The organism is Pseudomonas sp. A-1 (genome assembly GCF_004801855.1).
Classification (GTDB): domain Bacteria; phylum Pseudomonadota; class Gammaproteobacteria; order Pseudomonadales; family Pseudomonadaceae; genus Geopseudomonas.
Map to the genome: position 1 here is coordinate 1 of NZ_SSTC01000066.1, position 24,302 is coordinate 24,302.

At 69.5% G+C, this 24,302-nt stretch carries 22 protein-coding genes, 1 pseudogene and 1 riboswitch; of the genes and pseudogenes, 9 read left to right on the top strand and 14 right to left on the bottom strand.

What is annotated here, in order from left to right:
- The coding region (cobN, locus tag E5198_RS14765) for a cobaltochelatase subunit CobN (RefSeq protein ID WP_136490762.1) at nucleotides 1-3,051 on the bottom strand (3,051 nt) is incomplete at its 3' end.
- Between the two features lie 4 nt (nucleotides 3,052-3,055).
- Nucleotides 3,056-4,111 carry a cobalamin biosynthesis protein CobW gene (cobW, locus tag E5198_RS14770; RefSeq protein ID WP_136490763.1) on the bottom strand — a complete coding sequence of 352 codons (1,056 nt, stop codon included), beginning with the start codon at nucleotides 4,109-4,111 and terminating at the stop codon, nucleotides 3,056-3,058.
- Between the two features lie 126 nt (nucleotides 4,112-4,237).
- Nucleotides 4,238-4,431: riboswitch (cobalamin riboswitch) on the bottom strand.
- Nucleotides 4,432-4,655: 224 nt separating this feature from the next.
- Here cobW and E5198_RS14775 point away from each other — a divergent pair.
- Nucleotides 4,656-5,105 carry a cobalamin biosynthesis protein gene (locus E5198_RS14775; protein ID WP_136490764.1) on the top strand — a complete coding sequence of 150 codons (450 nt, stop codon included), beginning with the start codon at nucleotides 4,656-4,658 and terminating at the stop codon, nucleotides 5,103-5,105.
- Nucleotides 5,102-5,848, top strand: a complete 747-nt coding sequence (gene cobM / locus E5198_RS14780) for a precorrin-4 C(11)-methyltransferase (RefSeq protein WP_136490765.1) — start codon at nucleotides 5,102-5,104, stop codon at nucleotides 5,846-5,848. The genes E5198_RS14775 and cobM overlap by 4 nt, the downstream gene beginning before the upstream one ends.
- Nucleotides 5,849-5,890: 42 nt before the next feature.
- On the opposite strand, the gene E5198_RS22220 is transcribed toward cobM, so the two are convergent.
- The 12 genes and pseudogenes from E5198_RS22220 to E5198_RS14835 form a co-directional block, all read right to left on the bottom strand.
- A complete protein-coding gene (locus E5198_RS22220) occupies nucleotides 5,891-6,988 on the bottom strand; it encodes a methyl-accepting chemotaxis protein (RefSeq protein ID WP_372239890.1) in 1,098 nt (365 codons plus the stop codon).
- Nucleotides 6,989-7,018: 30 nt separating this feature from the next.
- A pseudogene (locus tag E5198_RS22375) lies at nucleotides 7,019-7,633 on the bottom strand (MCP four helix bundle domain-containing protein); the annotation flags it as partial.
- A gap of 11 nt (nucleotides 7,634-7,644) precedes the next feature.
- Complete coding sequence (locus tag E5198_RS14790; protein WP_136490767.1) at nucleotides 7,645-8,523, bottom strand: SDR family oxidoreductase; 879 nt, start codon at nucleotides 8,521-8,523, stop codon at nucleotides 7,645-7,647.
- A gap of 172 nt (nucleotides 8,524-8,695) precedes the next feature.
- Nucleotides 8,696-9,847, bottom strand: coding sequence for an acetyl-CoA C-acetyltransferase (locus E5198_RS14795; RefSeq protein WP_136490768.1), 1,152 nt, complete (start codon nucleotides 9,845-9,847; stop codon nucleotides 8,696-8,698).
- Between the two features lie 3 nt (nucleotides 9,848-9,850).
- Entirely contained in the window at nucleotides 9,851-10,909 is a 1,059-nt protein-coding gene (locus E5198_RS14800) for an acyl-CoA dehydrogenase family protein (RefSeq protein ID WP_136490769.1), read from the bottom strand.
- 10 nt (nucleotides 10,910-10,919) lie between these two features.
- Nucleotides 10,920-12,065, bottom strand: a complete 1,146-nt coding sequence (locus E5198_RS14805) for an acyl-CoA dehydrogenase family protein (protein ID WP_136490770.1) — start codon at nucleotides 12,063-12,065, stop codon at nucleotides 10,920-10,922.
- 9 nt (nucleotides 12,066-12,074) lie between these two features.
- Nucleotides 12,075-12,827 carry an enoyl-CoA hydratase family protein gene (locus E5198_RS14810; protein ID WP_090215442.1) on the bottom strand — a complete coding sequence of 251 codons (753 nt, stop codon included), beginning with the start codon at nucleotides 12,825-12,827 and terminating at the stop codon, nucleotides 12,075-12,077.
- Between the two features lie 31 nt (nucleotides 12,828-12,858).
- The gene (locus E5198_RS14815; protein ID WP_136490771.1) at nucleotides 12,859-13,956 is read right to left on the bottom strand and encodes a nitronate monooxygenase family protein; all 1,098 of its coding nucleotides are present in this window, start codon (nucleotides 13,954-13,956) and stop codon (nucleotides 12,859-12,861) included.
- Complete coding sequence (locus tag E5198_RS14820; protein ID WP_136490772.1) at nucleotides 13,953-14,876, bottom strand: enoyl-CoA hydratase; 924 nt, start codon at nucleotides 14,874-14,876, stop codon at nucleotides 13,953-13,955. Before E5198_RS14820 ends, E5198_RS14815 begins: the two co-directional genes overlap by 4 nt.
- 10 nt (nucleotides 14,877-14,886) lie before the next feature.
- On the bottom strand, nucleotides 14,887-15,693 hold the full coding sequence (locus E5198_RS14825; protein WP_136490773.1) for a CoA-transferase subunit beta: 807 nt from the start codon (nucleotides 15,691-15,693) through the stop codon (nucleotides 14,887-14,889).
- A 12-nt stretch (nucleotides 15,694-15,705) separates the two neighbouring features.
- A complete protein-coding gene (locus E5198_RS14830) occupies nucleotides 15,706-16,584 on the bottom strand; it encodes a CoA transferase subunit A (protein ID WP_136490774.1) in 879 nt (292 codons plus the stop codon).
- Between the two features lie 11 nt (nucleotides 16,585-16,595).
- Nucleotides 16,596-17,486 carry a VOC family protein gene (locus E5198_RS14835; RefSeq protein ID WP_136490775.1) on the bottom strand — a complete coding sequence of 297 codons (891 nt, stop codon included), beginning with the start codon at nucleotides 17,484-17,486 and terminating at the stop codon, nucleotides 16,596-16,598.
- Nucleotides 17,487-17,707: 221 nt separating this feature from the next.
- Between E5198_RS14835 and E5198_RS14840 the strand changes: the two genes are divergently transcribed.
- The 7 genes from E5198_RS14840 to E5198_RS14870 all read left to right on the top strand — a co-directional run bounded on the left by E5198_RS14840 (nucleotide 17,708) and on the right by E5198_RS14870 (nucleotide 24,244).
- Nucleotides 17,708-17,902, top strand: a complete 195-nt coding sequence (locus tag E5198_RS14840; protein ID WP_136490776.1) for a putative motility protein — start codon at nucleotides 17,708-17,710, stop codon at nucleotides 17,900-17,902.
- A 170-nt stretch (nucleotides 17,903-18,072) separates the two neighbouring features.
- A complete protein-coding gene (locus E5198_RS14845) occupies nucleotides 18,073-19,239 on the top strand; it encodes an acyl-CoA dehydrogenase family protein (RefSeq protein WP_136490777.1) in 1,167 nt (388 codons plus the stop codon).
- Entirely contained in the window at nucleotides 19,236-20,414 is a 1,179-nt protein-coding gene (locus E5198_RS14850) for an acyl-CoA dehydrogenase family protein (protein WP_136490778.1), read from the top strand. Before E5198_RS14845 ends, E5198_RS14850 begins: the two co-directional genes overlap by 4 nt.
- Nucleotides 20,415-20,591: 177 nt before the next feature.
- The gene (locus E5198_RS14855) at nucleotides 20,592-21,569 is read left to right on the top strand and encodes an AraC family transcriptional regulator (protein WP_256659153.1); all 978 of its coding nucleotides are present in this window, start codon (nucleotides 20,592-20,594) and stop codon (nucleotides 21,567-21,569) included.
- Nucleotides 21,570-21,732: 163 nt separating this feature from the next.
- Nucleotides 21,733-22,503, top strand: a complete 771-nt coding sequence (locus E5198_RS14860; RefSeq protein ID WP_136490780.1) for a class II aldolase/adducin family protein — start codon at nucleotides 21,733-21,735, stop codon at nucleotides 22,501-22,503.
- Between the two features lie 20 nt (nucleotides 22,504-22,523).
- The gene (locus E5198_RS14865) at nucleotides 22,524-23,450 is read left to right on the top strand and encodes a TauD/TfdA family dioxygenase (RefSeq protein WP_136490781.1); all 927 of its coding nucleotides are present in this window, start codon (nucleotides 22,524-22,526) and stop codon (nucleotides 23,448-23,450) included.
- 224 nt (nucleotides 23,451-23,674) lie between these two features.
- Nucleotides 23,675-24,244: an NAD(P)-dependent oxidoreductase gene (locus E5198_RS14870; protein ID WP_136490782.1), complete on the top strand. Its 570-nt coding sequence runs from the start codon at nucleotides 23,675-23,677 to the stop codon at nucleotides 24,242-24,244.
- Nucleotides 24,245-24,302: the final 58 nt, after the last annotated feature.

A 24,302-nucleotide genomic window follows, 5' to 3' on the forward strand; every position in this document is an offset into this window, starting at 1 on the left:
GGGGGCGGCGCCGAACACCCGCCAGCCGGCGCGGCGACGCGCCTCCTCCGGGCTCAGCCCTGCGGCGGCCAGCTCGGCGCTCTCGCGGCGCACCCGCGCGGCCAGCGGGTTGAGCTGTTCCGGCTCGTCCAGCGCGGCCACCGCCAGCACCGCGGCGTCGAACAGGCGCAGCAGGTTGGCGAAGGCATCGCGGAAGAAGCCGGAGACGCGCAGGGTAACGTCGACCCGCGGGCGGTCGAGCAGCGACACCGGGAGGATCTCGAAGTCCTCGACCCGCCCGCTGCCGGCCTGCCACACCGGGCGCACGCCGAGCAGCGCCATGGCTTGGGCAATATCGTCGCCGCCGGTGCGCATGGTCGCCGTGCCCCACACCGACAGGCCGAGGCGGATCAGGTGCTCGCCGTGGTCCTGCAGGTGCCGTTCGAGCAGCAGGCTGGCCGACTGGAAGCCCAGCCGCCAGGCGGTCGGCGTCGGCAGGTTGCGCACGTCGACGGAATAGAAGTTGCGCCCGGTGGGCAGCACGTCGAGGCGCCCGCGGCTGGGCGCGCCGCTCGGTCCCGGCGGCACGAAGCGGCCGTCCAGCGCGGCGAGCAGGCCAGCGATCTCCGCCGCGCCGCAGCCGTCGAGCAGCGGCGCGACGCGCTCGTGCAGCTCGGCGAGCACCGCGGCGCTGGCCGCGCCGGGCGCATCCATCTGCCCGTCGATCAGTTGCAGGGCGAGCAGCTCCAGGCGCTCGCGGGTGTCGCCCGCCGTGCGCCACAGCTCGTCGCATACATCGATCAGGCAGTCCGGGCGCGGGCCGCTCCACGCCTCGCCGGAGTCGCCGGCCAGTGGGTCCCAGCCCAATTTCAGGTCGGCGGCCAGCGCGCGCAGCAGGCTGGCGTTGCCGCCCTGCCCGTCGCCGCGCGGCACGCGCAGCAGCGCCAGCAGGGTGTCGCGGCGCAGGCGGCCCGTCGGCGATTCGCCGAACACGTGCAGGCCGTCGCGGATCTGCGACTCCTTGAGGTCGCACAGGTAGGCGTCGAGTTGCGGCAGCCAGCTGTCCGGGTCGTCGCTGAGCTGCAGGTTCAGCTCGCGGTCCAGCGCGGTGGCGCGCACCGTGGCGAGGATCTCGCCGCGCAGCTCTCCGGCGCGGCGCGGGTCGAGCTGGCTGGCCTCGTAGTATTCGTCGGCGAGGCGCTCCAGGTCGCGCAGCGGGCCGTAGCTCTCGGCGCGGGTCAGCGGCGGCATCAGATGGTCGACGATCACCGCCTGGGTGCGGCGCTTGGCCTGCGCGCCCTCGCCGGGATCGTTGACGATGAACGGGTAGACGTTGGGCAGCGGGCCGAGGATCGCGTCCGGCCAGCACGCGGCGGACAGCCCGACGCCCTTGCCCGGCAGCCATTCGAGGTTGCCGTGCTTGCCGACGTGGATCACGGCATCGGCACCGTAGGCTTCGCGCAGCCAGAAGTAGAAGGCCAGGTAGCCGTGCGGCGGCACCAGCAGCGGATCGTGGTAGATCGCCGCCGGATCGAGCTGGTAGCCGCGCGCCGGCTGGATGCCGACGAAGGTCAGGCCCAGGCGTAATCCTGCGACCATCATCCGCCCGCCGCGGAACATCGGGTCGTTTTCCGGCGCGCCCCAGCGCTGCAGCACCGCCTGTTGATTGGCGGCGGGCAGGCGCGCTAACAGCCGGCGATAGTCGGCCAGCGAAAGGCTCTGCTGGCAGGGGCGCAGGTCGAGGCTGTCGAGATCGTTGCTTACACCGCCGAGCAGGGCGTGGATCAGCGCGGTGCCGGAATCCGGCAGACCGGCGACCGGGTAACCCGAAGCTTCCAGCGCGCGGAGGATGTTCAGCGCCGCCGCCGGGGTGTCGAGGCCGACGCCGTTGCCGATGCGCCCGTCGCGGGTCGGGTAGTTGGCCAGCACCAGGGCGATGCGCTTGTCGGCGTTGGCCTTGCGCGCCAGGCTCACCCAGCGTCGCGCCAGCTCGGCGACGAAGTCCATGCGCTCGCCGTCGGCCTGGTAGCAGACCACGTCGCTCTGGCTGCGCTCGCTGCGCCAGGCCAGCCCCTTGAAGCTGATCGGCCGGGTGACGATGCGCCCATCCAGTTCCGGCAGCGCCACGTGCATGGCCAGGTCACGCGGGCCGAGGCCCTGCGGGTTGTCCTGCCAGCGCTGGCGGTTGTCCAGCGCGCAGATCGCCTGCAGCACCGGCACGTCGCGGCGGAACGGACGCAGCGCCGGGCGCTCCGGGCTGGACAGGGCAAAGCCGGTGGTATTGAGGATCAGCGCCGCGTCGCTCTCGTCCAGCCAGTCCTCGACCTGGGCCAGGCAGGCCGGCTCCTTGAGGCTGGCCACGGCGATCGGCAGCGGATTGAGGCCCTGGGCGACGAGACGCGCGCAGAACTCGTCGACGAAGGCGGTGTTGGCCGCCTGCAACTGCGCGCGATAGAGCAGCAGCGCCGCCACCGGCTCACCGGGGCGCCAGTCGTCACGCCACAGCGCCGGGGTGCCGCTGCCGTGGCGCGGGTGATAGACGGCGACGCGCTGCAGCGCCTGCGGCTCGCGCCATTCGCCGGGATGGTCGAGCCAGCGGTCGGCGAGGAAGCGGTACAGCTGGCGGGCGTTGTCCAGCCCGCCCTGGCGCAGGTACTGCCAGGCGCGCTCGGCGTCCGCGGCGGATACCGTGCTCAGGCGGGTCAGCTCCGGGTCGGGACGGTCGTCGCCGGGCACCAGGATCAGGATGGCGCTGGCCTCGCCCAGCTCGACCAGCCGCTCGATGCCGTAGCGCCAGTAGCCCACCCCGCCGTGCAGCGAGAGCAGGATCAGCCGCGCATGGCGCAGCACGTCCTCGACGTAAAGGTCGACCGAGGCGTGGTTGCGCAGCTGGGCGGGGTTGGCCAGGCGCAGGCTCGGATAGTCGCCGCCCAGTTCGCCGGCGGCCGTGGCCAGCAGCGTCAGGTTGGAGTCGCCGCTGCAGAGGATCACCAGCTCGGCCGGGGTCTGGCCGAGGTCGGCGATGCTGTCGTCGGGGACGAAGCCGCCGGGCTGGGTGCGCAGGAGGTGCATGCGTTCAGCGGGGCAGCGCGGCGCGCAGCTCGGCGTCGATCACCGCGGCGTCCAGCGCCTGGCCGATGATCACCAGACGGGTGGCGCGCGCTTCGCCTTCGCGCCAGGCCCGGTCGAAGTGGCGGTCGAAGCGCTGGCCGACGCCCTGCACCAGCAGGCGCATGGCCTTGCCCGGCACGGCGACGAAGCCTTTCACCCGCAGCACGGCGTGACGCTGCACCAGCTCGGCGAGCGTGGCGAGCAGCAGGCGCTCGTCGACTTCCGGCAGCTCGACGCCGAAGGCGTCGAACTCGTCGTGGTCGTGGTCCTCGCCGTCGCTGTGGTCGTGATGGCCGGGACGGGCGTCGATGTGCAGTTCGGCCTCGGCGCCGATGCCCAGCAGCACGTCCAGCGGCAGGCGGCCCTGCTGAGCCTCGACGATCTTCACCGCCGGCGGCAGCTCCTCGGCGACCTCGGCGCGCACCGCGGCCAGGACCTCGGCATCGAGCAGGTCGGTCTTGTTGAGCACCACCAGGTCGGCGCAGGCTAGCTGGTCCTCGAACAGCTCGTGCAGCGGCGATTCGTGGTCGAGGTTGGGGTCGGCGCGGCGCTGCTCGTCCACCTGCGCGGGGAAGGCGGCGAAGGTGCCGGCGGCCACCGCCGGGCTGTCGACCACGGTGACCACCGCGTCCACGGTGCAGGCGTTGCGGATTTCCGGCCAGTTGAAGGCCTGCACCAGCGGCTTGGGCAGGGCGAGGCCGCTGGTTTCGATGAGGATCTGGTCCAGGTCGCCGCGGCGCGCCACCAGTTCGCGCATTACCGGGAAGAACTCTTCCTGCACGGTACAGCACAGGCAGCCGTTGGCCAGCTCGAACACCCGGCCCGCGGCCTCCTCCTCGCTACAGCCGATGGCGCACTGCTTGAGGATCTCGCCGTCGATGCCCAGCTCGCCGAACTCGTTGACGATCACCGCGATGCGCCGGCCCTGGGCATGGTCCAGCAGATGGCGCAGCAGGGTGGTCTTGCCCGAGCCGAGGAAGCCGGTGACGATAGTGACGGGAAGTTTGCTCAAGGATTTCATGCGCGGCCCTGGCTGGCTGGCGGGGGGCATGACGAGACGCCGCCGGACGCACGCGCGCCGGTCGGTCGGATTCGCCACCGGATCACCCCGCCCGGTTGTCGTGAAGTTCCGGAAACGCTCCGCGAGGCGGGGCGCTTCCTTCGAGGCAGGTCTCCTGGCTCACGGTGGGCGCCTTGGCGCCATCCCCTCGCCTTCCCGCGTGAGCAGTGGCGTCGTGAGGGGACTCGTACCGTTTACAGTTGCGGGGGCAGCCGCGGTGTCGCACCGCGTTCCCTCTTAGCTCCGGCCCAGACCGGAGAACCTCGGGGCCGCAAGGCTACGCAGGGTGCGCGCGGCGGTCAATGGCGGCGGCGTCGGGGCCTGTAAGGGGCGAATTCATTCGCCCGATCGCCTCGCACAGGCGAATGAATTCGCCCCTACAAGAGGGATGGCCGGTTGACGCCGTGCGCGGCGGCATGCTGTCGTAAAAAAAGATCGCCCGCCGGGGCGCGTCCCATAACCGCGCCATCTGCCGCGATTCCACCGTCTTCGTCCGCAAAATCTCATGATTTCAGTACCCGACTCATCACCCCAGGCGCAGCGCCCAGCCCGGCTGCTGGCCGCCGGTTTCGGCTGCCGGCGCGGCTGCACGGCCGGCGAGCTGAGTCGCTTGCTGGAGGACAGCCTGCGCGAACAGGGGCTGAACGTCGCCGATCTGCACGCCCTGGCGAGCCTCGACGGCAAGCTCGGCGAACCGGGCCTGCAGGCATTGGCCGTACAGCTGGACCTGCCGCTGCATGGCCTCACCGTGGAGCGGTTACGCGAGTATGAACCACGGCTCACCAGCCGCTCCGCAGCCGCCCGGCGCGCCACCGGCTGCGCCGGGGTGGCCGAGGCCAGCGCCCTGGCGCTCGCCGAGGCGCTGGGCGGAGCGTCCGCCGAGCTGCTGATCGCCAAGCGGCGCAGCGCCAACGCCACCTTCGCCCTGGCGCGTGCCAGACAGGAGCTTGCATGACCGTCTTCTTCATCGGCGCCGGTCCCGGCGATCCGGACCTCATCACCGTGCGCGGCCAGCGGCTGATCCGCAGCTGCCCGGTGATCCTCTATGCCGGCTCGCTGGTGCCCGCAGCGGTACTGGAGGGCCACGGCGCCCATACCGTGGTGAATACCGCCGAGCTGGAGCTGGCGCAAATCGTTGACCTGCTGGCCGAAGCCCACGGGCGCGGCGAGGACGTGGCGCGGGTGCATTCCGGCGACCCGTCGCTGTACGGCGCCATCGGCGAACAGATCCGCCACCTGCGCCGCCTGGGCATTCCCTACCAGATCGTCCCCGGCGTCACCGCCACCGCCGCCTGCGCCGCCCTGCTCGGCTGCGAGCTGACCCTGCCCGAGGTGTCGCAGACGCTGATCCTCACCCGCTACGCCAGCAAGACGCAGATGCCGGAAGGCGAGCAGCTCGGCGATCTGGCCCGCCACGGCGCGACCATGGCCATCCACCTGGGCGTGCGCCAGCTGCCGCAGATCGTCGAGGAACTGCTGCCCCATTACGGCGCCGACTGCCCCGTCGCGGTGATGCACCGGGCCAGTTGGCCGGACCAGGACTGGGTGCAGGGCACCCTGGCCGACATAGTCGCCAGGGTCGCCACGAAGGACTTCCGGCGCACCGCGCTGATCCTGGTCGGCCGGGTGCTGACCGCCGAGGACTTCGCCGACTCATCGCTGTACTCGGCAGTAGTGCAGGTTACGGCGCCTTTCTGAAGTCAACCGCAGCCGACCTTCCCGGCGCTCGCCGGCTGCCGCTCAGAACGTCTCCCAGGCCTCTTCCCTGACGCCGCCCGCCCTGGCCGACGCTGCCGGCACCATGACCTCGCGCTGGGAAAGCTCGCGCGGCGGCAGCGCATCCGGCTGCGGCGGCGCGTCACCCAGGCGGAACACCGCCACCGCCTCCTGCAGCGTCTGCGCCTGGTCGGCCAGCGAGAGCGACGCGGTGGACGCCTCCTGCACCAGTGCGGCGTTCTGCTGGGTCACCTGTTCCATCTGCGCGACGGCGGCGTTGACCTGGGCGATGCCTTGGCTCTGCTCCTGGGAGGCGGCGGAGATCTCGTCGATGATGTCGGTGACCCGGCGCACGGCGCCGACCACCTCGGCCATGGTCCGGCCGGCCTGCTCGACCAGTTGCGAGCCATCCTCGACCCGGCGCGTGGACTCCTCGATCAAGGCCTTGATGTCGTTCGCCGCGGAGGCCGAGCGACTGGCCAGGTTGCGCACCTCGCCGGCCACCACCGCGAAGCCGCGGCCTTCCTCGCCGGCGCGCGCCGCTTCCACCGAGGCGTTGAGGGCGAGGATGTTGGTCTGGAAGGCGATCGAGTCGATCACGTTGATGATGCTGGCGATGCGCTGCGAGCTGTCGGTGATGCCCTGCATGGTCTCGACCACCCGGTGCACCACCACGCGCCCTTGCTCCGCGGTGCGCGAGGCGTTGTTGGCCAGCACATGGGCCTGGCGGGCGTTGTCGGCATTCTGCTGCACCGTGGCGGTCAGCTCCTCCATGCTGGCCGCCGTCTGCGCCAGGGAGGCCGCCTGCTGCTCGGTACGCGCCGACAGGTCGACGTTGCCTCTGGCGATCTGCGCCGAGCCGCTGGCGATGCTCTCGCTGCTGGCGCGCACCGAACCTACCACCTGGGTCAGCGAGCCCTGCATCCGCTGCATCGCGTAGGTCACGCTGCCCGGCAGCGCCCGCGACATGTCGATGCGCGCGGTGAGATCGCCATTGGCGATGCTGGTCGCCAGGTCGGCCACTGCGGCCGGCTCGCCGCCCAGCTGGCGGGTCAGGCCGCGGGTCAGGAGCACGCCGATCAGCACACCGGCCAGCAGTCCGGCGGCGGTCAGGCCGATCATCAGCAGACGGATGTCGGCGTAGATCTCGTCGGTCTGATGGCTGAGTTCGGCGGCGTTGCCCATCTTGCTCTCGACCAGCTGGGTCATCATCTCGGTGGCCTGGTCGGCAACCGGGCGTATGGAAGTGAGCAGGTATTCGGTCGAGGAGCGCGGATAGGGCACATCTTCGCCATCGAGGCGGCGGACCACATCCTTGATGTTCTGCTCGAATTCCGCCTGCACCTCCAGCAGATAGCCGAGTCGGGTCTTGTCATCCTCGCTGACGAAGGTTTCTCCGGCCCTGGCCATCTCGCTGCGTACCAGCTCCAGATGTTCATTCAGCTCGCTCAGATACTCCTGCCGCTCCTCGATCGACGCCGTCAGGATCGCGCTGCGAATGGCCGAGGCCGCGGCCAGGAACTGGCTGTTCGCTTCGCCGGCATAGCGCAGGCCGGCAGCCTCGCGCTCGTACATCAGGGACGCCAGTTCCTTGAGCTGCGCAGCCTTGAGAATCCCCTGCAGACCGACGAAGGCGCCGATCAGCGATACCAGAAAAAATCCACAGACCAGCTTGGTGCCCACTGTCTGTCGTCTCAACCAATCCATGCATGTTCTCCAGGCCGAAATGGACAACGCCCCGGCCACCAGGCCGAGGCGTCGCGACATTCACCGCTCCCTCAGGTCCCCCAGACCTTCTGCGCCTTGGGCGCTTCGGCGAGGATTTCGTCGACCACCGGGCCGATCTCCTCGGGCAGCCAGCGCGCGCCCTTGTCGCGGGTCACCCCGGTGCGCCAGCCGTCACCTAGGGAGATGCGCCCGCCCTGGCTCTCGAACACCTGGCCGGTGACGTGGCGCGACTGGGCGCTGCCCAGCCAGACCACCAGCGGCGCGACGTTCTCCGCCGCCCACAGGTCGAAGCTGCCGTCCTCGGGCTTCTTCACCACCTCGGCCATGGCGCTCTCGGTCATCGCAGTGCGCGCGGCCGGGGCCAGGGCGTTGGCGGTGATGCCGTAGCGGCCCAGTTCCGCGGCCTGCACCAGGGTCAGCGCGGCGACGCCGCCCTTGGCCGCCGAGTAGTTGGACTGCCCCACCGAGCCCTGCAGGCCGGCGCCGGAGCTGGTGTTGATGATGCGTGCATCGACCGGCTGGCCGGCCTTGGCCTGGTCGCGCCAGCGCCGGGCGAGGATGTTGGCCAGGCAGAAGTGGCCCTTGAGGTGCACCTGCATGACCAGATCCCAGTCCTCTTCGCTGAGGCTGAGGAACATGCGGTCGCGCAGGATGCCGGCGTTGTTGACCAGCACGTGCACCTCGCCGAAGGCCGCCAGGGCGGCATCGACGATGCGCTGGGCGCTTTCCAGGCGGGTGATGTCGTCGGCGTTGGCGATGGCCTGGCCGCCGGCGGCGCGGATCTCGCCGGCGACGTCGTCGGCGGCGGCTTGACGGATGTCGTTGACCACCACGTTGGCGCCCTCGGCGGCGAAGGCCAGCGCATAGGCGCGGCCCAGCCCGCCGCCGGCGCCGGTGATGATCACGGTTCTTCCTGCACAGATAGCCATGGTTTGTTGTCCTTGTTCTCTAATGTTCGGGTCAGCAGTCGACGCCCCATTCCTGATCTGGATGGCTCCCACGCTCCTGCGTGGGAGCCCCTGGGCGGGCGCTCCGCGCCCATGGCCGCAGAGCGGCCCGGGCTGCATGCCCACGCTGGAGCGTGGGCACGATCACGCGGAGTTACAGCCTTTCGATGATGGTCACGTTGGCTTGGCCGCCGCCTTCGCACATGGTCTGCAGGCCGTAGCGGCCGCCGCTGCGCTCCAGCTCGTGCAGCAGCGTGGTCATCAGCCGCGCGCCGGTGGCGCCGAGCGGGTGGCCGAGGGCGATGGCGCCGCCGTTGGCGTTGGTGCGCGCCGGGTCGTAGTCCAGCTCCTTGGCCCAGGCCATCACCACCGAGGCGAAGGCCTCGTTGATCTCCACCCGGTCGATGTCGTTCATAGTCATGCCGGCCTTCTTCAGGGCATGGCGGGTCGCCTCGATGGGCGCGGTAAGGTGCCAGATCGGGTCGTCGCCGCGCACGCTGAGGTGGTGGATGCGCGCGCGCGGGGTCAGGCCGTAGCGCTTGAGCGCCGCCTCGGAGACCACCAGCAGCGCCGCCGAGGCGTCGCAGGTCTGGCTCGAAACTGCGGCGGTGATCGACGGGAACTCAGCGCCCACCGGCTCCAGGCTGGCCATCTTCTCCAGAGTTGTCTCGCGCGGCGTCTCGTCGTACCAGACGCCTTCCAGCGGGACGATCTCGCGGGTGAAGCGGCCGGCGGCGATGGCGCTCAGGGCGCGCTGGTGGCTCTCCAGGGCGAAGGCCTCCATCTGCGCGCGGCTGATGCCCCAGTGGTCGGCGATGCGCTGGGCGGCGTAGAACTGGTTGACCGGCTGGTCGCCGAAGCGCGCCTGCCAGCCCTTGCTGCCGGAGAACGGATCGGCGAAGCCGAGCGGCTGGCCGGCGAGCATGGCCGAGGAGATCGGGATCTGCGTCATGGTCTGCACGCCGCCGACCGCCACCACGTCCTGGGTGCCGCTCATCACCGCCTGGGCGGCGAAGTGCAGCGCCTGCTGCGACGAGCCGCACTGGCGGTCGACGGTGGTGCCCGGCACGTTGAGCGGCAGGTCGGCGGCCAGCCAGCTGGTGCGGGCGATGTCGCCGGCCTGCGAGCCGATGGTGTCGACGCAGCCGAAGATCACGTCGTCGTACTCGTGGGCCGGGATCGGGTTGCGCGCAACCAGCGCCTTCAGCACGTGGGCGCCGAGGTCGATGGCATGCACGTGGGACAGACCGCCCTTGCGCTTGCCGGTCGGGCTGCGCAGGGCGTCGACGATATAGGCTTCAGCCATGGATCACTCCTCGAAGGTCTGGGCCGGCGCCAGCGCGGCGCCGTCGGCCAGCACGCAGGCGGCCACGCGGGACTTGTGGAAGGCGCGGTCGCCCCAGGAGGCGTCCAGCGCCCAGGCGCGCTTCATGAACATCTGCAGGTCGACTTCCCAGGTGTAACCCATGGCGCCGTGTACCTGGATGCCGTGGCGGGCCGACAGCCAGGCCGCCTCGGCGCAGGCCAGGCGGGCGTGGGAGACGTGCACCGCGGCATCGGACGCGCCATTGGCCAGGGCGTGGGCGGCGCGATAGAGCACCGGCTTGGCGAACTCGACTTTGGTGGCCACGTCGGCCAGGTGATGCTTGACCGCCTGGAAGCTGCCGATCGGCTTGCCGAACTGCTTGCGCTGGGCGACGTAGTCGACCGACAGGTCGAGCATGCGCTGGGCCAGGCCCAGGGCCTGACCGGCCACCGCCAGGGCGCCGCGATCCAGGGTCTGCGCCCACAGCGCGCGGCCCTGCTCGCCGGTGGCGACGCGGGTCGCCGAAATCGGCTCCCAGACCACCTGGCTGAGGCGGCGCGAGGCGTCGATGCTCGGGCTGGCGATCACGTCGACCAGCGGGCGCGGCACCAGGTGCACTTCGTCGCCGTGGGCGAGCAACAGGTAGTTGGCCAGGTGGGCGTCGGCCACCAGCGGGTTGATCGGGTGGCCGACGGCGACGCGGATGCTGCCGTCGGCGATCTGCGCCAGGGCATCGTCGCGCCCGGCGGTGCCTTCGGGCAGCGCGGTCAGCAGGCCGGCAGCCACGTAGGCGGTGTCGGCCAGCGAGTCGGGAATCGCGTAGTAGCCCAGCTCCTGGGTCATCAGCGCCCAGGCCACGTCGTCCATGCCCAGGCCGCCGCAGGCTTCGGGTACCGACAGGGCGGTGAGGCCCTGCTCGGCGATCTTGTTGCGCAGCTCGGGCGAGCGGCCGGCGTCGGTTTCCCAGACGTCGCGCAGCATCTCGGGGGCCGCCTCGGTCATCAGGAAGCGGCTGATCGCCTCGCGGAAGGCGAGCTGGTCGTCGTTGAAGGTGAAGTCCATGGCCCGCTCCTTACTTCGGCAGGCCGAGCATGCGCTCGGCGATGATGTTGCGCTGGATCTCGTTGGTGCCGGCGTAGATCGGCCCGGCCTGGGCGAACAGGAAGCCCTCCAGCCAGCCCTCGCTGCCGTCCAGCAGCTCGCCGCGCGCGCCGAGGATGCGCATGGCGGTCTCGTGCATGCGCAGGTCCAGCTCGGACCAGAAGATCTTGTTGGTGCTCGACTCGGCGCCGATGCGCGCGCCGCGCGCCAGGCGGCCGACCGTGTGGTAGGCGGACAGCGCGTAGGCCTGGGCGTCCATCCACGCCTGGACCACCGCCTCGCGGATGCTCGGGTCGCGGTCGGCGCTGTCCTGGTTGGCGCGGTACAGCTCGACCAGCTTGCGCGCGGTGGCCTGGAAGCGCGCCGGCGAGCGCAGCAGCAGGCCGCGCTCGAAGCCGGCGGTGGCCATGGCCACGTGCCAGCCCTGGCCTTCGGCGCCGATGCGGTTGTCCAGCGGCACGCGCACGTCGTCGAAGAACACCTCGGCGAAGGCGTCCTTGCCGTTGAGCGCCTTGATCGGGCGGATGGTCACGCCGGGGCTGTCCAGCGGCACCAGCAGGAAGGACAGGCCGTGGTGGCGGCTGGAGGCCGGGTCGCTGCGGAACAGACCGAACAGCCAGTCGGCGAAGATCGCCCGGGTCGACCAGGTCTTCTGGCCGTTGAGCACGTAGTGGTCGCCGTCGCGGATCGCCTTGCTGGTGATCGCCGCCATGTCCGAGCCGGCGTTCGGCTCCGACCAGCCCTGCGCCCACATGTCGGCGCTGGCGGCCATGCGCGGCAGGAAGCGCTTCTTCTGCTCCTCGGTGCCGAACTCCATCAGGGTCGGGCCGAGCAGCAGCTGGCCGTTCTGGTTGACGCGCATCGGCGCGCCGGCACCGTAGTACTCCTCCTCGAAGATCAGCCATTCGGTGAGGTCGCAGCCGCGCCCGCCCAGTTCGGCCGGCCACATCACCATGGACAGGCGGGCGTCGAACAGGCGGCTTTCCCATTCGCGGTGTTGTTCGAAGCCTTCACGGGTGTCGTAGCTGGCCAGCGGCTCGCGCGGCAGGTTGTCCGCCAGCCAGGCCCGCACCTCGGCGCGGAAGGCCTTCTGTTTGGGGGTATAGGCAAGGTCCATGGTGCGTCCTCAGAACTTGGCGTCGCGCTTCTCGACGAAGGCCCGGCGGGTCTCCGCGGAGTCCGGGCTGGTGTAGGCCTGCAGGGTGAAGCCCTGCTCCCAGCGGTACTTGTCTTCGAGGTTGCCGTCCTCGATGCCGTTGAGGGCTTCCTTGGCGATGCGGATCATCGCCGGGCTCTTGGCGGCGATCTTGGCGGCGATCTCCAGGGCGGCCTCGCGCAGCTCTTCCTTCGGCACCACGCGCTCGATGAAGCCGTACTTCTCGGCCTCGCGGGCGCCGATCTTCTCGCCGGTGAAGAACAGGTAGCGGACCTTCTGCACCGGGAACAGGCGCTGCAGGTGGGCGCCGCCGCCCATGGCGCCGCGATCGACCTCCGGCAGGGCGAAGGTGGCGCACTCGGCGGCGACCACGATGTCGGCCGCGCCGGTGATGCCGATGCCGCCGCCGAGCACGAAGCCGTGCACCGCGACGATCACCGGCACCGGGCTGCGGTGCACGGCGCGGAAGGTCTCGTAGTTGCCCTTGTTGACGGCGACGATGCGCTCGGGATGGGCGTCGAGTTCCTTGATGTCGACCCCGGCGCAGAAGCCGCGGCCCTCGGCGCGGATGACGATCACGCGCACTTCCGGGTTGGCGCCCAGCTCGTCGATCGAGCGCGCCAGGCCCAGCCATTCCTGGCTGTCCAGCGCGTTGACCGGCGGCTTGGCGATCGTCAGTTCGGCAATGCCCGCCTCGATACGGGTAGTGAATGCCTGGCTCATTGTTGTTGGCTCCTGGTAGGCATGGCGGGGTTCAGGAGATGGCCGGCGCGGTCTTCGCCGCGGCCTGGCGGGCGCAGAGCGCGGCCAGGCAGCGCTCGGCCTCGGCGACCATCTCGTCGATCAGTTGCTGGCAGCTCTTCAGCTCGCCGATGGCGGCGGCCACCTGGCCGCTGGGCAGGATGCCCTCGTCGGGGTAACCGTCGACCATCGAGCGCTGCAGCAGCACCGGCTGGTTGGCGGCCATCACCGTCTGCGACACCGCGCCCGGGTCTTCCTTGAGCGCCTGGCGCAGCACGCCGAGCATGTGGCCGAAGCTCATGCCGGTCTGCTGCTTCCACTGCCAGGCGCTGCCCAGGGCGATGCGCAGGCGGCCGAACGGCCCGGCGCCTTCCAGGCGGTTGATGAACGGGTTGTCGATCATCCGGTGGCGCATGCCGTCCACCGCCAGGGTGACGCGGATGCGCTGCGGGTCGTTGACCTTGAGGTAGCGCTCCAGGGTCGCCTTGGGGGTGGGCGAATCGCTGGTCATCAGGAAGCGCGTGCCCATGGCGATGCCGGCGGCGCCGGCGGCCAACGCCGAGGCCAGGCCGCGGCCGGTGGAGTAGCCGCCGGCGGCGATCACCGGCACCTTCACCGCATCGAGCACCTGCGGCAGCAGGATGGTGGTCGGCACGCCGCCGGTGTGGCCGCCGCCCTCGCCGCCCTGGATGGTGATCAGGTCGGCGCCCAGCTCCACGGCCTTCTGCGCGTGCTTGAGCGCGCCGACGGTGGGGATGCACAGCACGCCGGCGGCCTTGAAGCGGGCGATGGTCTGCTTGTCCGGACCGCGGCCGTAGCTCACCGCGCGCAGGCGGTACTGGATCGCGAGATCCACGCACTGCGCGGCGTTTTCCTGGAACATGTGGAAGTTGAGGCCGAAGTTGCTGCCGCCGGTGACCTTGATCACCTTCTGGATCTCGCCTTCCAGCTCGGCGGCCGGGATGGTCGCCCCGGCGAGGAAGCCGAAGCCGCCGGCGCGGGTGGTGGCGATCACCAGGTTGGCGTCGGCCACCCAGCCCATCGCGGTCTGCACGATCGGGTAGCGGCAGCCGAGCGCCTCGGTCAGCGGGGTCTGCAGCAGGGCACTCATGCGCTTTCCCCTTCGCTGGCCGCGGCCTGCTTGTTGGCCTTGGCCATGGCCTTGGCGTCATAGCCGCCCAGCTTGTCGCCGGACAGCAGCTCGTTGTGCACGTGGGCGAAGTGGTGCCAGGCGAACACCGCGTCCATCGCGGTGCGCTTGCCGGCCAGATCCTCGACGTGGTTGATCGCCTGCTTGGTCAGCGCCAGACCCATGCGCGGCTGGGCGGCGACCTTCGCCGCCAGCGCGTAGGTGGTGGCCTGCAGCTCGTCGCGCGGCACCACGCGGTTGACCATGCCCACCTCGTAGGCGCGGCTGGCCGGCATGCGGTCGCCGCACATGAGGAATTCCTTGGCGATGCGCGGGTTCATCTCGTAGGGGTGGGCGAAGTACTCCACCCCCGGAATGCCCATGCGCACCACCGGGTCCTGGAAGAAGGCGTCGTCGCTGGCCACGATCAGGTCGCAGACCCAGGCCAGCATCAGACCGCCGGCGATGCAGGCGCCCTGGACCATGGCGATGGTCGGCTTGGGCAGCTCGCGCCAGCGCCGGCACATGCCGAGGTAGACCTCCTGCTCGCGGGCGTACAGGTACTCGCCACCCGGCTTGTTGGTGTGGTCCCACCACAGCTGAGCGCGCTCGAACGTCTTGTTGATGTCGCGTCCCGGCGTGCCGATGTCGTGGCCGGCGGAGAAGTGCTTACCGGCGCCGCACAGCACGATGACCTTGACCGCGTCGTCGTCCACGGCGCGGCGCAGGGCCGCGTCGAGGGCGTAGGTCATCTGCGAGTTCTGCGCGTTGTTGAACGCCGGACGGTTCATGGTCAGGGTGGCGACGCCGTCGGCCACCGTGTAGATCACCGGCTGCTCGGTCTCGTAGACCGAGGCGTCGGCGCGGGTGACGAATTCGCTGTCGCTGCTCGGGACGCTCATGGTCGATTCCTCAGGCCTGGGTGGCGGCACGGATGCCGGGCGGATTGCCCTTGAGGGCGGAGGCACGCAGGTCGTGCGGGTCGAGGCGGCGGATGATCGCCAACTGCTCGGCGGTCGGATGCGCGGTCTCGCCCATGCCGTCGGCCTTGAGCAGCGGGAAGCCGGTGTTGTCCTGCACCTCCTCGAAGCTCACCCCCGGATGCAGCGAGCGCACGCGCACCGCGCGCTCCGGCCCTTCGAAGTCCATCACGCACAGGTCGCTGACCACGCGGCGGATGTCCATCAGGTCTCGGCGCGAACCCTCCAGCCAGCGCTCGGGCTTGAAGCCGACGCCGGATACCATGTCCACCTCGCCGGCAACGAACACCCGCTTGTTGTGGCTGGGCACGAAGAACGAGTTGATGTGGTTGATGCTGTTGCCCGGCAGGCCGCGCACGCCGAGCATGGCGATCTTCGGCTGGCGGTAGTCGCCGACCACCGACAGGTTGGTCTGGCCCCAGCGGTCGACCTGGGTCGGGCCGATCATCGCGTGGCGGCGGCCGCCCCACACGCACTCGAACACCCGCTCGAAGCTCATGCAGCCGGAGTACTTGGGCACGTAGTCGCCGCGCGGGCCGAGCGGGATCGGCTCCTCGACGAGGAACGCCTCGCTGTCGGTCATCAGCAGTTCCGGGCTGTGGGTGAGCTTGGCCAGGCTGGCGCCCAGGCGCGGGATCACGCCCAGGCCCGAGGCCAGCACTTCGCCGTTGCCGCGCCAGGCTTCCGAGGCGGCGACGATCAGCAGTTCGGCCAGGGTGAAATCACGGGTATCGGTCATCGCTCGTTCTCCTCAGAACACCGGCAGGGGCAGCTTGCCCAGGCGCTCGGCGCCGCCGTTCTTTTCCTGGTAGGCCGTCTCGCCCGGCGTCACGAACTCGTCGACGTAGGCCTGCCAGCCGCCATCTTCCGCCGCACTGGCGACGTAGCGCTTGAAATGGCTCATGTCCCAGCCGTAGTCGGACGGGCAGGAGGTCGGGTGGGCGCCGAACGGGGCGTGCACCACGCCGGTCACCAGGTAGCGCTCGAAGGTGTTGTTGCGCGCTTCCTGAGCGGTCAGCGCGAAGCGCTCGTGCAGGCGCTCGCAGGACACGAAGCATTGCTTGGCGGCGCGGGCGAACAGGTGGTCGAAGTACGGGTCCGGGCCGGTCACCAGGGTGTTGCCCAGGCGGTCGGCGTCGTTGACGTGCAGGAAGGCCACGTCGAGATTCAGCGCCGGCATGGCCAGCAGCACCTCGCCGTCGGCGTAGGGCGAGGCGATGGTCTTCAGCTCGGGGTTGTGGGTCAGCACGTCGGTGGCCAGGCCGCAGCGGGTCGGCAGGAACGGCAGGCGCATGCCGGCGGCGCGCAGGCCCCACTCGAACATGCCCTCGTCCAGCTCCATCAGTTCGGTGAGCTGGCCGGCCTCGCGGCACTTGCGGAACCACGGCTCCAGCGGGATGGCGTCGAGGGTGGCGAAGCCGAAGATCAGTTTCTTGACCTTGCCGGCGGCGCAGAGCATGCCGACCTCCGGACCGCCGTAGGCGACCACGGTGAGGTCCTTGACGTCCGAGCGGAGGATCTCGCGGACGATGGCCATCGGCTTGCGCCGCGGGCCCCAGCCGCCGAAGCCGACGGTCATGCCGTCGCGCAGTTGGGCGACCGCATCGGCCGCCGTCAGTTGTTTGTTCATTGCTGTACTCCTTATTGCCGGCCGGCGGAGAAGTCGTGGCCCCAGATGCTCACGCGAGTGAACTCGAAGGCGCTGTGTTCGGCCCAGTCGAGCTGCAGGCCGCCGTAGCCGTATTCCAGGTCGAAGCCCGAGGGGGTCTTCATGTAGAAACTGGTCATGCGGTCATTGAGGTGCTGGCCGAGGGTCGCCGACAGCGGCACGCCGTGGGCCTGCATGCGGTCGTGGGCGCGGCCCACCTCGGTCATCGAGTCGACCTCGACCATCACGTGCACGCAGCCGCTCGGCACCGGGTACTCGGCCAGCGCCAGGCTGTGGTGGCGGGCGTTGGCGCAGTGCAGGAAGTGGATGCGGGTCGCCGGGGCGCTCGGGTCCGGGCGAAAGTTGAAGATGTCGGAGACCTCGAAGCCGAGCACCTCGGTGGCGAAGGCCAGGGTGGCGTCGAAGTTCGGCGCCGGCAGCACGGTGTGGCCCAGGCCCATGTCGCCGGTGACGAAGCGCGGCACGCCCTGCGGCGAGACGAACGGCAGGCAGTCGGAGCGATGGCCCCAGCTCAGCTCGTGACGGTTGCCCGCCGGATCGACGACGATGGCCAGCGCCTGCACGCCGCGCTGCTCGATCTCCTCGGCGCTGCCGGCCTGCCACTCGACGCCCTTGGCCTCGAGGTGCGCGAGTGCATTGCGGAAGGCCTTCTCCCCGGCCAGCTCCCAGCCCGAGGCCAGGTAGCGCGGCGAATCGCCCTCGACCACCAGCATGCGGAACGGACGCTCGTCCATCTTCACGTACAGAGCGCCGCCCGGCGCGGGGCTGGTCGGCATGCCCAGCACGTCCTCGGCGTAGCACTGCCAGTCGCCGAGATTGCCGACCTGGGCAACGAAGTAACTCAGTCCACGGATGTCGATCATGCCCCTGCTCCTGAAAGATCGTTTCATGACTTGGGGCGATTCTGCGCAGGCCGCACCAGCGGCTCATCGTCCGTTGAGACTAAGCGGCGGCGGGCCGCGGAAACGCCCGTGCGCCAAGGCGCGAGTCGCCGAAGCAAAGGCAACGGTCAAACTTTCGCGACGTCTGCCGATAAGGCTGAAGTGGCTTCGCTGAAGCCGCTTCATTCGCAGAAGGAGTCGTCATGAGCATTTCCGTCGAAGGCATGGCCAGCGCCGCCCTGGCCATGCAACAACAGCAACTCTCCCAGAACATCCAGACCTCCGTACTGAAGAAGGCACTGGATGCCGAGAGCTCCACCACGACCCAGCTGCTGCAATCCATGCCGCAACTGGCCACCGAAGGCACCCTCGGCACCCGGATCAATACCTACGCCTGATCCACACCCGATCTCTTCGCAGCAGCGCCCCTCGACGGGGCCGGACGGCACACGCCGCTCGGCCCCGTCGCATTTCGGCCCGGCACCACCCGCCTAGTCCATATCGGGGATTCCCCCAGCTCTCCGGGTTCGCACACTTCACTCCTGCTAATGGGCCAGAGGAGCCGGTAATGGACTTCGCGCTGAGTGACGAACAATTGATGATCCAGGAGAGCGCGGCGGGCTTTCTCGCCGCGGCTTCCGATTCGGCGGCGGTGCGCGCCGCCATGGCCAGCCCGCAGGGCTTCGATGGAGAGCTGTGGCGACAGATCGCCGAGGAGCTGTGCTGGCCGGGGCTGATGATTCCCGAGCAGTACGGCGGCGTCGGCCTGGGCTTCGTCGAGCAGGCCATCCTGCTCGAACAGATGGGCCGCCACCTGCTCTGCTCGCCGTTCTTCGCCAGCGCCTGCCTGGCCACCCCGGCGCTGCTGCTGGGCGACAACGAAGCGCTGCGCGCATGCTGGCTGCCCGAACTGGCCGCCGGCAGCCTGACCGCCACCCTCGCCTACCGCGAGAACCGCGACGGCTGGCACGCCGCCGAGCAGCCGCGCGCCAGCCGCGACGGCGACGGCGACGGCTGGCGCCTCGACGGTATATATGAAGCCGTGCTCGACGGCGCCAGCGCCGGGCTGCTGATAGTCACGGCCCGCGACGACGCCGGCGCGTTGCGCCTGTTCGCCGTACCCGCCGAGCAGGCCGGCATCCGCCGCCAGGCGCTGCCGACCCTCGACCAGACCCGCCGCCGCGCGCGCATCGAGCTGGACGGCGTGGCGGTCGCCGCCGAGCAGTGTCTGCACGGCCATGGGGCCGGCGAAGTCCTGCTCGACAAGGTGCTGCAGGTCGCCGCCATCGCCCTGGCCTGCGAGCAGACCGGCGCCGCCCAGCGCACCCTCGACCTGACCCTCGCCTACATCGGCGAGCGCAAGCAGTTCGGCCGCACCATCGCCAGCTTCCAGGCCATCAAGCACCGCTGCGCCGACCTGATGCTGGCCATCGAGTGCGCCCGCTCGGCCAGCTACTACGCCGCCTGCGTGGCGCGCGAGGCGCTGGTAGAAGACGGCGACGCGCACTTGGCCGGCCAGTTGGCCGAGGCCTGCGCCATCGCCCAGAGCCAGGCCAGCGAGACCTTCATGCACTGCGCAGCGGAGTCGATCCAGCTGCACGGCGGCGTCGGCTTCACCTGGGAGTACGACCCGCACCTCTACTTCAAGCGCGCCCGCGCCAGCGAGCAACTGCTCGGCACCCCGAGCTGGCACCGCGAGCGCCTGGCCACCCTGATTCTGGAGACCCGCCCATGAAAATCGGATTCGGCATCGAGGACGAAGCCTTCCGCCAGGAAGTCGCCCACTGGCTCGAACAGCACCTGCAAGGCGAATTCGAGCAGCTGCGCTTTCGCGGCGGCCCCGGCGACGAACACATGTTCCCCGAGGAGCGCAAGGCCTGGGAGCGCGAGATGGCCAGGGGCGGCTGGATCGGCCTGGGCTGGCCGCGCGAGTGCGGCGGGCGCGGCCTGTCGATCAGCCAGCAGGTGATCTTCCACGAGGAATACGCCCGCGCCGGCGGCCCGGGCCGCATGGGCCACATCGGCGAGGGCCTGGCCGGGCCGACCATCGCCGCCTTCGGCACCGAGGAGCAGAAGCGCCGCTTCCTGCCCGGCATCCTCGAAGGCCGCGAGTTCTGGTGCCAGGGCTACTCCGAGCCGGGCGCCGGCTCCGACCTGGCCGGGGTGAAGACCCGCGCCCGCCTGGAGGGTGATCGCTGGCTGATCAACGGCCAGAAGGTGTGGACCTCGCTGGCCCACGAGTCGGACTGGTGCTTCGTGATCGCCCGCACCGAACCGGGCAGCGTCGGCCACAAGGGCCTGTCCTTCCTGCTGGTGCCGATGCACCAGGCCAACATCCGCGTGCAGCCGATCCAGCAGATCACCGGTACCAGTGAGTTCAACGAGGTGTTCTTCGACGACGCCGAAACCGCCGCCCACAACATCGTCGGCGCACCCGGCGACGGCTGGAAGATCGCCATGGCCCTGCTCGGCTTCGAGCGCGGCGTGTCCACCCTCGGCCAGCAGATGCTGTTCCAGAACGAGCTGGACGAGATCGTGCGCATCGCCAAAGCCAACGGCGCCGCCGCCGACCCCGTGCTGCGCCAGCGCCTCGCCCGCGCCTGGGCCGGCCTGCGCACCCTGCGCTACAACTCGCTGCGCATGCTCTCCGGCCCGCAGGACGGCAGCCTGCGCCCCGAGGCGATGAGCTACAAGCTGGCCTGGTCCACCTGGCACGTCGAACTCGGCAAGCTGGCGATGGACGTGCTCGGCCCGCAGGCGGAGATCCTCGACGGCGAGCCCTACGCGCTGTCGCGCCTGCAGTCGCTGTTCCTGTTCACCCGCTCGGACACCATCTACGGCGGCAGCAACGAGATCCAGCGCAACATCATCGCCGAACGGGCCCTGGGCATGCCGCGCGAGCCGCGCTGAGCGTAGGGGCGACCGGGGCCCTGCCCCGCTGCCCCGGGTGATCGCAAATCCACTGTAGGGGCGAATTCATTCGCCAAAACGCCTCGCCAAGGCGAATGAATTCCCCCCTACAGGCCGGATGGCCCCGAGGCCACCAGGAGGCCCCCGATCAACACCGACTCCCGCTACCTCGTCTGGCTGCTCGACTTCCTCGCCGGCCAGGGCCTCGACAGCGCGGCCCTGGCGCGCCGCCACCGGCTCGACCCGCAGGCGTTGCTGGCGCCGGATGCCGTGGTCAGCGCCGAGCAGCACCGCGCGCTGCTGCAGGATGCGCTGCACGTGAGCGGCAACGCCGGCCTCGGCCTGCAACTGGGCATCCAGCGCTCGCTGGCCACCCTCGACCAGCTCGGCTACCTGATGATCAGCAGCGGCACCCTGCGCGAGGCGAGCCACGCCGGCCTGCGCTACCAGAACTACCCGGGGCGCTTCTCCGGACGCTCGATCGTCACCTCGTTCGGCGAGATCGAAGGCCAGGGTTGCTACCAGGTCCATGTCCGCGACGATCTCGGCCCGCTGCGCCTGCTCGCCGTGGAGGACGTGCTGGGCAGCATCGTCGCCAGCTGCCGCTGGGTGCTGGGCCGTTCCTTGCCGATCACCCGCCTGCGCTGCGATTTCCCCGCGCCACCCCACGTCGAACTGTACCGGGAGGTGTTCGCCTGCCCGATCCAGTTCGACGCGCCGGCCACCCAACTGTTCTTCGACGCCGCCATCCTCGACCAGCCGCTGCCCCACGCCAGCCCGCAGAGCGCCGCCCTCTACGCCCGCCTGTGCGAGCGCCGCAGCATCGAACTCAGCCGGGGCGACGTGGCCGCACGGCTCTCGCAGATGATCGCCGAGCATATCGCCGAGCCACCGGACCTGGCCGCCGCCGCCGATGCCCTGCACTGCAGCCCGCGCACCCTCAGCCGCAAGCTGCTCGCCCAGGGCTGGCAGTACCAGCAGTTGGTCGACCAGGTGCGCGAGATCCACGCCCGCCGCGCGCTCAGCGACCCCACCCAGAGCATCACCCGCATCGCCCAGCAGCTCGGCTACGCCGACAACTCGGGCTTCTTCCGCGCCTTCAAGAAATGGACCGGGCTGTCGCCCAGCGCCTTCCGCGAGCAGCTGTTCGGCTGAACGCCGAGCCTCTGCCCTGCCCCTCCCCCGCGTCGCACCTCCCCTCCCGCCAACATGGCCGGATCGGCCATCGATCTGTCCGCATCGGCAATGCCCGCACCGGCCCGCAGCTCTAGCATCGAACCCATAACAAGACCCGCCAAAACAACACCGGAGCACCGCCATGCTGAGAACCGAAGGCCTCAATGCCCCCATGTTCGAGAAGTTCGCCCCCAACCCCGGCGCGCGTCCGCTGCTGCCCGAGCTGAGTGCCAAGGCGCAGGTCGCGCTGATGTGCCGGATGCTCAGGCGCGAGGGCTGGGACGACCACATCGCCGGGCACATCACCGTGCGCCAGCCGGATGGCACGGTGCTGACCAATCCCTGGGAGCTGGCCTGGGACGAACTGCGCGCCAGCGACATCATCACCCTCGACCGCCACGGCAAGATCCTCGACAGCGACTGGAACGTCACCCCCGCCCTCGGCCTGCACCTGCAACTGCACGAACTGCGTCCCGACGCCAACGTGGTGATCCACAACCACGCCAGATGGAGCGGCATCTGGGCCGACCTGCAGCAGGTGCCGCCGGTCTACGACCAGTCCGGCGCCTACTGCGGCGTCGAGCTGCCGCTGTACGACGACTATGCCGGCACCTTCGAGAAGCAGCAGACCAGCCTGTCCGCCGCCGAGGCGCTGGGCGACGCCAAGTGGGCGCTGCTGGCCAACCACGGCTCGCTGGTGGTCGGCCGCGACCTGCGCCAGGCCCACCTGCGCGTCGTCACCCTGGAATGGCGCTGCCGCCGCGCCTACGAGGTCAAGCTGGCCGGCGGCGGTCGTCCGCTGGCCGACGAGGTGGTCGAGCGCCTGGCGATGGCCGACGCCAACGGCTTCCCCTTCCTCTGGGAAGCCATGGCCCGCCGCGAACTGCGCAACGATCCGTCCGTCCTCGAATAACGACAATAAGGAGTGCAACCATGAGCCTCATCGTCACCCCCCTGAACAACGTCGGCGTCGAAGTCTCCGGCTTCGACATCAACGGCCCCTACAGCGAGGCGCTGCAGGCCGAGCTGAAGGAGCTGTGGTACGAACACGCCATCCTGCTGTTCCGCGACCAGCAGATCACCCCGGAAAGCCAGATCCGCTTCAGCCGCCTGTTCGGCAAGCTGGAGATGCACCCGCTCAAGGTCACCACCTCGGCCCAGTACCCGGAGCTCTTCGTGCTGGAGAACAACGGCGCCAAGGACAGGTTCACCACCGCTTGGTACCACGGCGAGGAGATCGTCGGCCGCCTCGACTGGCACATCGACCTGCACTACACCGGCCGCCCCAACCACGGCGCCGTGCTGACCGCCGTGGAGGTCGCCCGCGAAGACGGCATGACCGGCTTCGGCGACCTGGCCAAGGCCTTCGACGCCCTCGACGACGAGACCAAGGCGCTGCTGGAGAAGCTGGAGGTGGCCTACTCGTTCAGCATGCAGCGCCGCCACATGCGCTACGTCGACCTGGACGGCTACGTACCCGGCCCCGGCCTGCCGAAGAAGCCTTCGGACATCGGCTTCCCCGACTTCGCCGATGCGGTCTACCCGGCGGTGGTCACCCACCCGGTCAGCGGCCGCAAGATACTTGGCGTGGTCGAGCAGTTCCTCGACCGCATCGTCACCCCGCAGCGATTCGGCCTGTGCAACGACGAAGCCATCGAACTGCTCGAACGCCTGGTGGCGCATATCCGCAAGCCGGAATTCCACTACTTCCACCAGTGGCGCCAGGGCGACATGGTCCTCTGGGACAACTGGCGCGCCATGCACTGCGCCACCGGCACCAAACCGGGCGTGCGCCGGGTGATCAATCGCACCACCATCGAGGGGGACCGGATGCTGGGGCGGGTGTTGAGCGGGGAGTAAGCGGCTGCGGCCTAATTGATGAAAACGACCGGGACCGTGCGAGCGTTCCGGTTGTTTTGGCGGGCTCGAGGATATTCGATAAACCTGACAAAGGGGATTGCATATGAATGCCATTCGATGCAGGAAATTGATTCCGGAGGGGTGAAATTACCCGATTTCGACGCTCCAGGAATGGAGCCTGACTCTAAGCATTTCGGATATTTCCTAGACAGGACGCAACAAAAATGGGTAATCCGAGCATATTGCTTCTCTCCAGATTTCCAGATGAATTTTGTGAACGATTGCGCGAGCATTTCGACTGTTACGAGTACGCCCAGCTCGACAATAACCAGTTGCTGGCTCTAGCCCCCAGGCTGAGAGGTATCGTGGCAAGCGGCGAATCGAGCGTGACCCGCGACCTGATCGCACGCTTGCCCGCACTCGAGATCATTTCGGTGCTTGGTGTCGGTTACGACGGGATCGATATTGAGGCGGCGCGCGAGCATGCAGTATGCGTAACCCATACCCCGGGGCTATCGACCGACGACATTGCCGACTTCGCCATGGCGTTGCTGCTGTCTGCCACACGTCAGGTAGTGGCCGCCGACAAGTTTGTCCGACGTGGGGACTGGACAGTGGGGCGGTTCCCAGTGACACCGCGCGTCTTTGGCGGACGTATCGGCATCGTCGGTCTGGGACGTATTGGTAGAGCGGTAGCAGTACGCGCCCTAGCTTTTGGTATGAGTGTTTCTTACACCAGTCGAACACCGAAGACTGATATTCCTTATTATTGGTACGGCGGTTGCAGGAACTGAGTGCAACAAGGTTATTGGAGTGAAGCAGGTGCCTCATGATGCTTGGCCATCAGCTCGG